This window comes from Streptomyces sp. NPDC050287 (assembly GCF_044459385.1).
Lineage (GTDB): Bacteria > Actinomycetota > Actinomycetes > Streptomycetales > Streptomycetaceae > Streptomyces.
The window spans coordinates 529990-543206 of the sequence record NZ_JBITIY010000006.1; the positions used below are offsets into that span (position 1 = coordinate 529990).

Below are 13217 nucleotides of genomic sequence, written 5' to 3' on the forward strand. Positions count from 1 at the left end.
ACCGGCGTCGATCGACTCGGAGTTCGGAGAAGCCATGATCCGACGCAGAACGCTGCTCACGGCCGCGGGCGGCACCCTCCTCGGCAGCGCCCTGGCGACCGGCACCGCGCGAGCGGACGCCACCATCGCCGTCAACCCCGGTACGTCGTACGGCAATTGGGAGGGCTGGGGCACCTCGCTGGCCTGGTGGGCGAACGTCTTCGGCGCCCGGGACGACTTCGCCGACCTCTTCTTCACCACCAAGTCGGTGTCGTACAACGGCACGGCGCTGCCCGGCCTCGGGCTGAACATCGCCCGCTACAACCTGGGCGCGTGCAGTTGGAACAGCGTGGGCGGCACGTCGATGACCGCCTCGCCGAACATCCCCTCCTTCAAGCAGATCGAGGGCTACTGGCAGGACTGGAACAACGAGGACCCCGCGTCCTCGGCCTGGAACTGGAACGCGGACGCCAAGCAGCGCGCGATGCTGGTGAAGGCGACGTCCCGGGGCGCGACGACCGAACTCTTCGCGAACTCCCCGATGTGGTGGATGTGCCTCAACCACAACCCGTCGGGCGCCTCGGACGGCGGCAACAACCTCCAGTCCTGGAACTACCGCCAGCACGCCTCCCATCTGGCCGCGGTGGCGCTGCGCGCGAAGAACAACTGGGGCGTGAACTTCGCGACCGTGGACCCCTTCAACGAGCCCTCGTCGTCCTGGTGGACGGCGACCGGCACCCAGGAGGGCTGCCACATGGACGCCACCGTCCAGTCGGCCGTACTCCCCTACATGCGCAGCGAGTTGGACAAGCGCGGTCTGACCGCCACCAGGATCTCGGCCTCGGACGAGACGAGCTACGACCTCGCGCGCACCACCTGGAACTCCTTCAGCTCGTCCACGAAGGCCCTGGTGAACCGGGTCAACGTACACGGCTACCAGGGCTCGGGCGGCCGTAGGGACCTGCTCTACTCGGACGTCGTCACCACGTCGGGCAAGGCGCTGTGGAACTCGGAGACCGGCGACAAGGACGGCACGGGCTTCACCATGGCGAGCAACCTGCTCTACGACTTCCGTTGGCTGCACCCCACCGCCTGGGTCTACTGGCAGGTCATGGACCCGTCCGCGGGCTGGGCGATGATCGCGTACGACGCGAACACCCTGCAGCCGACCACGGTCCAGACGAAGCACTACGTGATGGCCCAGTTCAGCCGCCACATCCGCCCCGGCATGCGGATCCTCGACACCGGCGTCAGCTACGCCGCCGCGGCCTACGACGCCTCGGCCAAGCGCCTGGTGATCGTCGCCCTGAACACCTCCACCGCCGCCCAGACCCTGACCTTCGACCTCTCCCGCTTCACCACGGTCAGCGGCGGCTCGGGCGGCCTGGTCCCGCGCTGGAACACGGTCACCACGGGCGGCGACAAGTACACGGCGTACTCGGACACCCGCCTCAGCGGCAAGACGGTGGCGGTCCCGTTCGCGGCGAAGGCGGTACAGACGCTGCAGATCGACGGGGTGACGATCTAGGTGGTTCCAGGCGGCCGGGGCCCGCGGAAGGGGCCCCGGCCGGCGAGCCCCCCTTCATGGAGGCGATGGCACGCCTGTGCGTTCCCCGCCGCCGTGGGCGGCCCCGCACCGGGCCGGACGCCGCCTAGTAGCTGTCGTAGGTGGGCTTGCCGCTGGGCCGGTAGACGCCGACGACGGTGCCGCCCTTCGTCGTCGAGACGCTGACCGGCTCCAGCGCGGTGGGGATCGCTCCGTCGGCGAACAGCCGCTTGCCGGTGCCGATGATCACCGGATGGATGGTCAGCCGGTACTCGTCGACGAGGCCGTGCCGCATGAGGGTCTGGGCGAGGTCGCCGCTGCCGACGACGTTGATGTTGCCGCCGTCGGACGCCTTCAGCTCGCGTACGGCGTCGACGGTGTCGCCCTCCAGCAGCGTGGAGTTCTGCCACTCGACGGACGTCAGGGTCCGAGACGCCACGTACTTGTGCATGCTGTTCATCCGGTCGGTGAACGGATTGCCGGGATCGGCGGTCGGCCAGTACGACGCGAAGATCTCGTACGTCTTGCGGCCGAGCAGCATCGCGTCGGAGTGCTCGTACCAACCGGCGATGGCCGCGCCGACCTCGTCGTCGGACACCGGCTTCTGCCAGCCGCCGTGCTCGAAGCCGCTCTCAGCGTCCTCGTCCGGACCGCCCGGCGCCTGCATGACGCCGTCCAGCGTCAGGAACGTACAAACGATGATCTTGCGCATGGTGCGCTCCCTTCGTCGAAAGGTTAGACGGCGCGACCGCCGGAAACTCATCGGCGGAGCGCCCGCGCCGCGGCCCTGGGGCCGTCGTTCGGATCAGCCCGGGGTGGGGGGCGGGGGCGACCCCACCCCGCCCGGCGGCCCGGTACCCGTGCACGGGAGACATGGCCCTCTGGCCCGCCCTGGCCTGCACGTACCTCTCCTCCGACACCTCTCGGCAGTACGGTGTCCCCCATGCGCCCCGACACGCCTGCCGAGAACGTCGACCACCCCGCCGAAGCGGCACGCCTGGAGCGGACCGCCGGCCTGTATCCCGAGGACGCCGAGGCCCTGCTCCTGCAGGCCGCGGCCCACCTGGAACTCGCCGGCGACCGCCCCGCCGCGAGCACCCTCTACGACCGCCTGCTGTCGTCACCGACCGGCCTGGAGAACCCCCATCTGGTACGAGCCCTCAAGGCCGCGAACCTCTGGGAGTACGGTCACGAGGCCGAGGCCCGAGCGATCATCGAGGGCGTCCGCGCCGCGTCCCCCCGCGACCCGGCCCCCTGGGTGATCGTCGCGGAGGCCCTGGAATCCCACGACGAGCTGGAGGCGGCCCAGGAGACCTTCACGCAGGGAGCGAGGCTGCTGCTGGCGGACGTCCAGCAGCCCCCGTACTCCATGCACCCGCTCCTGTTCGGCCGCCACCGGGTCCGCCGCATGCTGGGCGTCCCCCACGACGACTGGGACGTACTCGCGGACACCCTGCACTCGTCCCCGGTGTCCCTGGACGAACTCCACGACCCGAAGCGCGTCTGGTCCCTCGGCTCGGACAACCCGGCGGAACTGGAAGCGGAGATCTCCCGCCTGAGAGCGGAACTCGGCACCTACCGCGAGGCCCTCTCCCGCCCGTTCCCGGTAGCGGTCCTCCACTGGCCGGCGGACGAACTGGCGGAGCTGGTGGACGCGTATCCGTCACTGGCCACGGAGTACCCCTCACACGAGGCCCACCTGACGACGATAGAAACGTCCCTGCGCGAACTGGCCACGTCCGGCACGCCCAACCTGGGCATCGTGCCGGGCACGGTCCCGTCATACGAGGCCTTCGCGGCGTCGGAGGGCACGTCCCCGGAGGACGTGTCACTGCTGCCGCAGTATGCGACGACGTTGGCGGCTCGGGGGCGGGCGGTGTCGTGGCCGCCGGAGCGGGGGGCGGGGTGTTGGTGTGGGTCGGGAGAATCGTATCGGGAGTGTCACGGGGCCCTGGCCTGATAGGCCAAGCCGAGGAGTACGCCGCGGCGAGTCGGCAACGATGCGGTCAAGCAAACAGGGCCGGTGCCGCGTCTTATCCAGCTGAGCACGGATCAGGCCAGCACGTAGGGCCACAGTCGCGGCGTGCGGGTCAACCACCGTTATCCCAGAAAGCCATGTGTTGTCGGCTCTCGCTGGATAGAACACGTGCATTGTCCGCTACACGTTCAACGGGGGATTAGACCCATGGCTCAGGGCCGCCACGACGCCTCTGTCACTCACGCTGGGTTGTACGAGCAGCTCATCACTCTCCGCTTTGAGCAGCAGTTGAAGGAGCTCGCCAGCCTGGGATGGCACCCCGTGAGTGACTCGGTGGGCGCGGAATCTGTACCTCATGTCCTGGCTCGCCATGTGGCAGGGACGGTACGACGCGTCCTGCAGAATCTCCCAGCCGAAGAGCGGGTGTACGCGGCCAACCACATCTTGGAGTCCATTAGCACGCTATCGGGGGCCCAGGAGTGGGTTGATCTAGTCGCCGACGGGCCCCGCCAACTCCTGGCACTGGCGAAGCAGGAGGCCCCTGGTGTCTTCGCTGTACGCCCGGGCATCCCACTCTCCGACACCGCGCTCATCACCAACTCGCCGGAAGACCCCAGCCTCGGCTTCGAGTTGCGTGCCGAGTTGGCCACCGCTGACCGCGTAGACCTGCTCTGTGCCTTCGTGAAGTGGCACGGTCTGCGGATCATCGAGCAGTCTCTGCAAGCTGCCCACGAGCGGGACGTGCCGATACGCGTCATCACGACGACCTACATCGGGGCGACCGAGCGGCGCGCGCTGGACCGGCTGGTTCAGGAGTTCAACGCCGAGGTCAAGGTCAACTATGAGACGAGGTCGACGCGACTCCACGCCAAGGCATGGTTGTTCCGGCGTAAGAGCGGTTACGACACGGCATACGTCGGCAGCTCCAACCTCTCCAAGGCCGCGCTGCTCGATGGGCTGGAGTGGAACGTCCGGCTTTCGTCCATCGCCACACCCGACGTACTGCGCAAGTTCGACGCGACCTTCGAGGCCTACTGGAGCGACCCGTCCTTCGAGCTGTACGACCCGGACACCGACGGCGCTCGACTCCAGGAAGCGTTGGCGATCGCCGGGGGCACCTCGAATACCTCAGCCGCGGATCGCAGAATCACTCTGTCCGGTCTCGAAGTCCGCCCCTATGCCCACCAACGCGACATGTTGGAGCGCCTCGAAGTCGAGCGTGAGGTACATGACCGGCACCAGAATTTGCTGGTTGCCGCGACAGGCACGGGCAAGACGGTTATGGCGGCACTGGACTACAAGCATCTACGCAAGAAACACGGCCGTGACCTGCGCCTACTGTTCGTCGCTCATCGCAAGGAGATCCTCCAGCAGTCCCTGCGGACCTACCAAGACGTCTTGGTAGACGCAAACTTCGGCGAGTCCCTGCATAGCGGAGAGATCCCGGAGCGCTGGACTCATGTCTTCGCCAGCGTCCAGTCGCTGAACGCGCGAACACTGGGCCGGCTCTCTGCTGATCACTTCGACGTGATCGTGATCGACGAATTCCACCACGGAACGTCGCCGACGTATCGGAAGATACTCGATCACTTCGAGCCGCTGGAGCTGCTCGGACTGACAGCGACTCCCGAGCGCATGGACGGCAAGAACATCCAGGACGAGTTCTTCGATGGTCGGATCGCTGCCGAGATGCGGCTGTGGGAGGCCTTGGAGAACGAACTACTCAGCCCCTTCCACTACCTCGGTATCAGCGACAACACCGACCTGAGCGCGGTGAAGTGGCATCGCGGGGCGTACGAGGCAAGCGCACTGAGCGAAGCGCTGTCCGCCAACCGTCCGCGGGCCCTGCTGGTCTTGAAAGCCGTTGAGGAGAAGGTCGCCGATCCAAGTGCCATGCGCGCGTTGGGCTTCTGTGTCTCTGTCAAGCACGCGCATGTCATGGCGGAGTCCTTCCGCGAAGCCGGCCTCAATGCCGTGGCCCTGTCTGCCGGCACTCCTGCTGTCGAGCGCAAGCAGGCCTTGATTGACCTCGCCTCTGGTGCGGTACAGGTGATCTTCTCGGTCGACCTCTTCAACGAGGGCCTCGACATCCCTGACGTAGACACTCTGCTCCTGCTGCGCCCCACCTCCAGTGCGACGGTGTTCTTGCAGCAACTTGGCCGAGGGCTCCGACGTACCGAGAACAAAGCGGTGCTGACCGTGATGGATTTCATCGGCCAGCACCGCAAGGAGTTTCGCTTCGAAAACCAGTTCCGTGCGCTGACGAATCTGACCCGCAAGCGGCTCTTGGACAACATCGAGCATGACTTCCCGCAGCTCCCATCTGGCTGCGAGATCATCCTTGAGGAGAAGGCGAAGAAGACCATCATCGCCAACATCAAGGAACAGATCGGCGTCAACGTCACCGCCCTGACCCGCGAGGTAGCGGACTACGCCGAGCTGAAACTCAGCCGCTACCTGGACGAGAGTGGACGCGAGCTCAAGGAGCTCTACCGGGGCAACGGAAACTCTTGGACGGGTCTACTCCGCCGCTCCGGCCTCCTAAAGGGTGAGGCTCCGCAAGGCGAGGCCGCGCTCCTCAAACGCATCTCCGCATTCCTCCACGTAGACGACCCACAACGGGTCGCTGCTTACACGCGGATGTTGGAAGACGATGCCCCTGCCTACACCGCCCTTGACGAGCAGGGACAGGCCTACGCCCGCATGCTCTTCTTCCAGTTGTGGCCACTCGGCGGCATCGTCCGCAAGGGGTACGCCAACTACGACGCCGGATTCGCGGCGCTGCGCAAGCAGCACGCCGTCCGCAGTGAGTTGCGGCAGGTGCTGGAGTACAACCTCGCCCACACCGAGCACGTACCGATCCCTCTCTTGGGCTTGGGCGGTCCGGGCGGCGTCCCTCTCACCGTGCACGCTTCGTACAGCCGCGAAGAGATCCTGCCTGCGCTGGGGCAGTCGTACATCGGCGGCTTCATGCCGGCCGATTTCCGCGAGGGCGTGAAGTGGTGCGACTCGATCAAGACGGACGCGCTCCTCATCACGCTGGAGAAGGACGAGAAGGACTTCTCGCCGCAGACCCGGTACCACGACTACGCACAGAGCGAAACTCTCTTCCATTGGGAGTCCCAGAACCAAACTTCCGAGGCCTCCCCCACTGGCCTGCGCTATCAGCATCATGCCGCTGAGGGAAGCCACGTCCTGCTCTTCGTGCGCCGTTACAAGAGCAACGACATAGGCGGCGCTCAGCCGTGGATACTGCTCGGCCCGGCGGAGTACGAGACGCACACTGGTAGCAAACCGATGGCGATCACGTGGAAGCTGAAGCACGAGATTCCGGCGGACGTCTGGACATACTCGACGATCAAAGCCGGGTAGGGCCTCCCGTCTAGCCGCTCACCACACCCAACTCCCCTTCGAAGTGCATCTGGGCTCGGTCCAAGGCGTCATCTGCATCGCGGCCATGCGCCCGGAGCCAGTGGAGAAGGTCAGAGATGGCGCCGATGGCTGCTTCCTCTGCCATGGCCGCGCTCAGCCGACCTGAGTCGACTGTGGGCAGCAACTTCGCCCCACTGTAGAGGCCGAGCACCTCCTCCGCTCGTGCTAGGTGAGGACCTCCGTGATGGCCGTTGGGCGAGGTCAGCGTGGTGGGGAGCTCACACCACGTCACCTTGCGGTCGGCGAGGAGTTGGACGCCCCAGCGATCAGCGGTGAAGGTGATGAGCTCCATCCCTCGCCCAGATTCAGCGTTGACGCCTTGGTTGAGGAGCGTGGGCAGAGCGCGAATGTCGGGGTCATAGACCTCGATTCGCAGGCGGGTGCCCTTCATTGATACGGCAAGGGTGGTGGGGGTGCCGGGACCGACGTGCCTGATGACGTTGGAGACCAGCTCGCTGACGCAGAGTTGGGCTGCGTCGATGAGCTCGTCCAAGCCCCAGAGTCCAAGATGGACCCGGAGCACACGCCGTAGGGCCGCTACTTCCTCGGGCTCCGCCAGAAAGTGAAGGTCCCAGGCCTTCCTTGGCATGCAGGTGGCGCAGTCCACGCTCAACTCCTTCTCAGCCCACCGAGTTGCACAGTGCACTCGGCCGCACACCTAGAGTTGCATTGGAACTCTCAAAATGGAACTCTCACAAGACTGAGCCGGGAGCGCACCCATAGGGCTCACGCCCCCGGCGCACACCACCTTGCCGACTCGTCCAGGCAACCAGCACGATCTGTTGCATCGACACGAAGGGCTGCATGTATGCCGATTGGTCCCACCACGCGAAGGCGCCAACTAGGCGCGGACCTGCGCCGCATCCGCGAGCTCAAGGGCCTCACCCTTGAGGAGGCAGGCGCGCGCGTCGGTATCTCGAAGGCGACTCTGAGTCGCTACGAAACGAAGGAAGGGACGGTCAAGTGGCCGGCTGTGGACGCCCTTTGCCGCGAATACGGAGCCACTGACGAAGAACGCCGGGCTCTCGTAGAACTTGCGAAGGGTGCCAAGATCCAGGGCTGGTGGAGGTCACTCGCTGACCCCATCCCCGACTCCATGAACCTCATGCTCACGCTTGAGGACGAGGTCGTACGCGAGGACCACTACGCCTGTATGTACATTCCTGGCCTCCTCCAGACCCGCAAGTACGCCGAGGCCGTTCACCGGGCTTCGGAGGTCGAGTGTGCGGAGCGGGAAGTGCAACACATGGTCGACATTCGCATGAAGCGGCAGGAACTCCTAGCTCGAGACGAGCCTCCGCACATCTGGTGCGTGATCGACGAGGCGGCCATCCGACGCAGAGTCGGCGGACGCGAGGTCATGCGTGAGCAGCTGCAGCATCTGCTCACCATGGGTGAGCTTCCGAACATCACAATCCAGGTGCTGTCCTTCGCAACGGGTGCTCATGCTGCGGCAGTTGGCAGCTTCGCCATCCTGCGCGGACCGAAGCCCGAGCTGGACGTGGTCTACGTAGACCTACTCGGCGGCGGACTCTTCATGGAGAAGCCCCAGGAACTGGATCGCTATAGGTTGGCGTTCCAGTATCTGAGCGCACAGGCGCTTGATCTTGAGTCTTCAGTAACACTCATCTCCCGGATACACAAGGAGTGTTGATGACGTCACCATCCGCGCCGTTGTGGTTCAAGTCGTCTTACAGCGGGGGCAGTGGGACGGAGTGCGTCGAGTGCGCGCGTACAGGGGAGGGTGCCCTCGTACGCGACTCCAAGAGCGACGTAGGGCCTGTTGTGGTGGTTCGACGTCAGGCATGGCGGGTGTTCATAGCAGCGTTGGTGAGCGGAAGACGGGCGCCCTAAAGCGCGAACCAAGAAACGGTCCATCCGGCTCCAGAACCGGTACCACTCCCGAACCAGTCGGGCGAGGCCAAGGGCAGTCGTGGAACCGGGTATTGACTGGGTGATCCGGTGGCTGGCACTGCCGCCCCGCGAGCCGCGGGAAAGATGCACGGCGCCGCCCCCGATGCCCCCCATCCGCGACTGGTTCGAAAAGGAGCTCCTGTGAGCCTTGAGCTGCGGCACGACACCGATATCGATCTGGTGCGACAGACGATCGTGGACATCCACGTAGAGGTGCGTCAGCGAGACCTCGGCCTCACCGCGCCCTTCTACTCCGCCGAACGCTTCAACGAGCGTCTGATGAGTCACCGTTCGTCGCCCGGCTGGGAAGCGGTCATCGCCTACGACGGGACCGAGCCGGCCGGTTTCGCGTACGCCACTCCGCTCGGCCCGAGCACGCGCTGGTGGTCCGCCATGACCAACCCGCTGCCCGACGGGTACACGGCCGAGACCGGCAAGCGCACGCTCGCGCTGAACGAGATCGTGGTCCGACGCCCGTGGCGCGGCACGGGCCTCGCGCACCGCGTTCACGAAGAGCTCCTGGCGAACAGGGACGAGGAGCGGGTGACGCTTCTCGTCAACCCGAAGGCGGGAGACGGCAAAGTCCAGGCTGTGTATGAGCGTTGGGGGTACGGGAAGATCGGCGAACAGCAGCCATTCGCCGATTCACCGGTGTTCGCCGTGATGATGCGCGAACCGTTGCACCGGGGGTCACCGCCAGGGATTTGATGCTCCGTCCCGCTGGCCGAGGACGAACACGCCGCGGTCGACGACGGCCGAACCGCCATCGACGCGATCCTCAGCCGGCTCACGGGCCTCCCACACCAGCGGGCTGTGCGGTCGTGCCGGTGGCGCGCCTGCCGCTGGGGCCGGTCGATCCGGTGTACCGGCACAACGCGGCCTGGCGGGCCGATACCGGGACCCGCGGCACGGCGGCGGGCAGCAGTTGGGCGCGGCGTCACAGGAGGCGTTCGCCGAGCGCACCCCGTGCGAGGTCAGCCGAGGTTGTTGCCCCAGAGGGACGGGTTGTCGCTCTTGAGACTGGGAACCCCGCCGTAGGTCCCGCCGTCCGCGGTCACCAGCGGTGCGGACAGCTGGTCCTCCAGCACACCGTCGCGGACTCGGACGATCGTGCTGTCGTGGTCGGTCCTGCCGGGCTTGAAGGTCTTGCCCTGCATCGCCGCCTTCAGGTAGTAGAGGGCGTACTTGGCGTAGAGGTTGGCGGGCTGGGAGACCGTGGCGTCGATCTTGCCCTCGGCGATGTCCTTGAGCTCCCTGGGGACGCCGTCGTTGGAGACCACGAACACATGCTTCTTGTCCTTCGGGCCGACCAGCAGACCCTGCTGCTTGAGCACATGCAGGGTGCCGGAGAGCGCCAAGCTGGCCTGCGTGTAGACGCCCTTGATATCAGGGTGGGTGGTGAGATCCGTCTGCAGTCTCTGCGCCGCGACCGCCCCGTCCCAGTTGGTCCTCTCCCCGAAGACCTTGATCTTGGGATAGTTGTCCTTCATGCACTCGTTGAACCCCTCGGTGCGGTCCCGGGCATTGATCGAGGCAAGGTCGCCCTCGAGCATGACGACCTTGCCCTCGCCGCCGAGCTTGGTGCCGAGGAACCTGCAGGCTTTCTCTCCGTACGCGCGGTTGTCGGCGCGCACCACCATGTAGACCTCGCCGGTGTCGGGGCGGGTGTCCAGGGTGACCACGGGGATCTTCTGCGCGGCCAGCTGCTGGAGGGTGGGCGCGATCACGGCGGTGTCCTGCGGGGCCATCGCGACGCCCTTCACCCTGTCGATGATGAACGTCTGTGCGTTGGCGGCGAGATTGGCGACGTCGTTCTGCGAGTGGGTGGTCTTCAGCTCCAGGCCGAGCTCCTTGGCGAACCGCGGGGTGTACTGGGCGTACGCCTTCCAGAAGTCGGTGTCGGAGCGGGCGTAGTCGACGCCCACCACCGGGCCGCGGTCCGCGTCCGCTCCGGAGCTGCCGCAGGCGCTGAGCACCGTGACGGCGAGGGCAGTGACGGCGCCGAGGCCATAGCGGAGGCATCGAGTCTTCACGGACGGGTCTCCTTGCGGACTGTTTCGTGCGGGAGGTCAGACGCGGAGCCGGATCCATGGTCCGTGCATGCCGCCGTCGACGGCGAGACCAGTACCTGTGGAGGAACCGGAGAGCGGGCTCGCGAGGTACGCGATGGCGCCGGCGACGTCGTCTGTGGTGACAAGTCGGCCCATCGGCCGGCGGGCGCCGGGTGCTGCGCGTCGGCCTCGGGGGCGGCGGCGCGGTCCAGCAGACGGCCGGTCCACGGCGTGTCGGCGGTGTAGGGGTCGACACACAGCGGGGCGGGCACGTCGTCGGGCTTGAGGCCGAGGCAGGCGACACGGGCCCGGCCCCGCAGGCGGTGCTCAGCCGCGCCGTGGCCGGTCCGATACCTGATGCGCCACCGGTCACTACTGCCGTCAGCCCGGCATACTCCGATGTGCCCATGCTGTTGCCTCCGTTTTCCACACTAGGTCGGTCGGGGCGGCGATGAGCGGTCGACGATGCCGGGTGGAGTGCGGCTCTGATGCCGGGGCGGTAAGGGCCGACGTGCTGCGCGGTCTCGGCTGCCTGCGCGCGGCCGGCGTCATTCCCGACGACCGGGTGGCCGAGGCGATCGACCTGGTCGGGGCCGAACGCGAGGCGGACGGCCGCCGGCCGCTGGAGACCCCCCATCCCTGCGAGCTGCGCTTTTCCATCGACGACGGCGAAGGGAAGCCCAGCAGGTGGAACACCCTGCGGGCCACGCGGCTATGCCTCTGTCGACGGGAACACCGTGCCGGTGGAGTCGAGTCCGGAACTGCCCGTCACGCGCGAGCGTGCACACCCATGCCCCCGGAGACGATGAGGTTGTCGCCGGTGATGTAGCCGGCGGCGTCCGAGGCGAGGAAGGCCACGGCTTCGGCGATGTCGGCGGGAGCGCCGGCCCGGCCGAGTGGGACGCCCTCGGCCCAGGCGTCGATCATTTCCTGGGAGACACCCATCTTGCTGTAGGCAGGGGTGTTGATCAGTCCCGGGCTGACGGCGTTGACGCGGATGCGGCGGGGGGCGAGTTCGAGCGCGAGAGACCGCATGAGGGGCACCAGAGCGCCCTTGGCGGCGGTCATGGCGGCACCGAGCCCTTCGCCGGCGCCCACGGTGAACACGACCGAGGCGCCCTCGTTGAGGAGCGGGAGGGCCTTCTGCAGGGTGAAGAAGGTGCCCTTGACGTTGATGTCGAACAGGGCGTCGAAGGCGGCTTCGTCGGTTGACTCGATCGGGCCGGGACGGGAGATGCCCGCGTTGAGGAAGAGCAGGTCGAGGGAGCCGAATTGCCGGCGGGCCTGCTCCATCGCGTGGTCGATGTCCGGCAGGGACCGTGCGTCGGCCCGGACGACCGTGACGTCTTCGGGGAGTCCGGCGTCGGCGGTATTGCTCACCCCGGTGACCATGACGCGGTAGCCGCGGGAGTGGAGCAGTTCCGCGGTCGCCTTGCCGATGCCGCTGGTTCCACCGGTGATCAAAGCTGCGGGTGCGGACATGATGCGTTCCTTTGCTTGCTGCTGGGAGGTAGGGGTGCTCGGTGAGCGGCTACGGCCCGTTGGGGAGGGCTGTACCGCGACGGTCACCTTTCGGCAGCGTATGCCTATATGGCAGCGACTGCCAAGTAGGTAGTGAGTGCCACTCTGGCAGTGCTGGGCTAATCTGGTGGGCATGAAGCAGGAAGCCGGGACGGCGACGGACGCACCGACCACGCTGTGGGACCGGTCACGGCGGCTGGCCTCCCAGGAGATCCTGGACACGGCTCTGCGCCTGTTCACCGAGCAGGGTTACGACGAGACGACCATCGCCCAGATCGCCCGAGAGGCCGGGGTCTCCCAGCGCACCCTCTTCCGCTACTTCGGCACCAAGGAAGACCTTCTCGGTGGCGACCAGGACCGGTTCGGGCAGGTCCTGGCGGACACGATCAGCGAACTGCCGGCCGACGTCGGTGTCTGGGAGGCCCTGCGCTCAGGCATTGCCGCCGTACTGGCCCTGCACGACAGCCGGGAGCAGGCCCTGGAGCGGTTCCGTCTCCTGCACAACACGCCCTCGCTGCGTGCCGGTTGGCTCGAAAAACGGCTGCGGTTCCAGGAAGACTTGCTGCCGCTTGTCGAGGCGCGCATGGACGCTGCTGTCGGCGGCGCGGACCCGCGGGCCCGCGCGGTGATCGCGACGGCGTTGGCGTGCCTGGATGCCGCGTCGATGACGTGGGTCGACAACGGCGGCAGGGGCGACATCATCGACCTGTACGACGCATGCCTGGCCGCGGTGCGCGGCTGACCCGCGGCGACCGGCCGGCGCGGGGTGGCCGGATGCTTGCGGACATCCTCGGGA

At 66.8% G+C, this 13217-nt stretch carries 11 protein-coding genes and 1 pseudogene; 7 read left to right on the forward strand and 5 right to left on the reverse strand.

Annotation, left to right across the window (positions count from 1 at the left end):
• The first annotated feature begins 34 nt into the window (after window positions 1-34).
• Window positions 35-1507, forward strand: a complete 1473-nt coding sequence (locus tag ACIBK3_RS24320; protein WP_399368638.1) for a beta-1,6-galactanase — start codon at window positions 35-37, stop codon at window positions 1505-1507.
• A gap of 124 nt (window positions 1508-1631) precedes the next feature.
• Here the strand turns inward: ACIBK3_RS24320 and ACIBK3_RS24325 are convergent, their stop codons facing one another.
• A complete protein-coding gene (locus ACIBK3_RS24325) occupies window positions 1632-2237 on the reverse strand; it encodes a dihydrofolate reductase family protein (protein WP_399368639.1) in 606 nt (201 codons plus the stop codon).
• Window positions 2238-2468: 231 nt separating this feature from the next.
• On the opposite strand from ACIBK3_RS24325, the gene ACIBK3_RS24330 reads away from it, so the two are divergent.
• A complete protein-coding gene (locus ACIBK3_RS24330) occupies window positions 2469-3485 on the forward strand; it encodes an SEC-C domain-containing protein (protein WP_399368641.1) in 1017 nt (338 codons plus the stop codon).
• Window positions 3486-3710: 225 nt separating this feature from the next.
• Entirely contained in the window at window positions 3711-6875 is a 3165-nt protein-coding gene (locus tag ACIBK3_RS24335; RefSeq protein ID WP_399368643.1) for a DUF3427 domain-containing protein, read from the forward strand.
• Between the two features lie 10 nt (window positions 6876-6885).
• On the opposite strand, the gene ACIBK3_RS24340 is transcribed toward ACIBK3_RS24335, so the two are convergent.
• Window positions 6886-7524, reverse strand: coding sequence for an ATP-binding protein (locus ACIBK3_RS24340; protein ID WP_399368930.1), 639 nt, complete (start codon window positions 7522-7524; stop codon window positions 6886-6888).
• Window positions 7525-7743: 219 nt separating this feature from the next.
• On the opposite strand from ACIBK3_RS24340, the gene ACIBK3_RS24345 reads away from it, so the two are divergent.
• The 3 genes from ACIBK3_RS24345 to ACIBK3_RS24355 all read left to right on the forward strand — a co-directional run bounded on the left by ACIBK3_RS24345 (window position 7744) and on the right by ACIBK3_RS24355 (window position 9557).
• The gene (locus ACIBK3_RS24345) at window positions 7744-8589 is read left to right on the forward strand and encodes a helix-turn-helix domain-containing protein (protein ID WP_399368645.1); all 846 of its coding nucleotides are present in this window, start codon (window positions 7744-7746) and stop codon (window positions 8587-8589) included.
• Complete coding sequence (locus ACIBK3_RS24350; protein ID WP_399368647.1) at window positions 8589-8789, forward strand: DUF397 domain-containing protein; 201 nt, start codon at window positions 8589-8591, stop codon at window positions 8787-8789. Before ACIBK3_RS24345 ends, ACIBK3_RS24350 begins: the two co-directional genes overlap by 1 nt.
• Window positions 8790-8990: 201 nt before the next feature.
• Window positions 8991-9557: a GNAT family N-acetyltransferase gene (locus ACIBK3_RS24355; RefSeq protein ID WP_399368648.1), complete on the forward strand. Its 567-nt coding sequence runs from the start codon at window positions 8991-8993 to the stop codon at window positions 9555-9557.
• A 266-nt stretch (window positions 9558-9823) separates the two neighbouring features.
• Here the strand turns inward: ACIBK3_RS24355 and ACIBK3_RS24360 are convergent, their stop codons facing one another.
• The 3 genes and pseudogenes from ACIBK3_RS24360 to ACIBK3_RS24370 form a co-directional block, all read right to left on the reverse strand.
• On the reverse strand, window positions 9824-10882 hold the full coding sequence (locus ACIBK3_RS24360) for a sugar ABC transporter substrate-binding protein (RefSeq protein WP_399368650.1): 1059 nt from the start codon (window positions 10880-10882) through the stop codon (window positions 9824-9826).
• A gap of 36 nt (window positions 10883-10918) precedes the next feature.
• Window positions 10919-11157 (reverse strand): annotated as a pseudogene (locus tag ACIBK3_RS24365) (SDR family oxidoreductase); the annotation flags it as partial.
• Between the two features lie 511 nt (window positions 11158-11668).
• Window positions 11669-12382: an SDR family oxidoreductase gene (locus ACIBK3_RS24370; RefSeq protein WP_399368652.1), complete on the reverse strand. Its 714-nt coding sequence runs from the start codon at window positions 12380-12382 to the stop codon at window positions 11669-11671.
• A gap of 172 nt (window positions 12383-12554) precedes the next feature.
• Here ACIBK3_RS24370 and ACIBK3_RS24375 point away from each other — a divergent pair, with 172 nt between their 5' ends.
• Window positions 12555-13163 carry a TetR/AcrR family transcriptional regulator gene (locus tag ACIBK3_RS24375; RefSeq protein ID WP_399368654.1) on the forward strand — a complete coding sequence of 203 codons (609 nt, stop codon included), beginning with the start codon at window positions 12555-12557 and terminating at the stop codon, window positions 13161-13163.
• The last annotated feature ends 54 nt before the right edge of the window (window positions 13164-13217 follow it).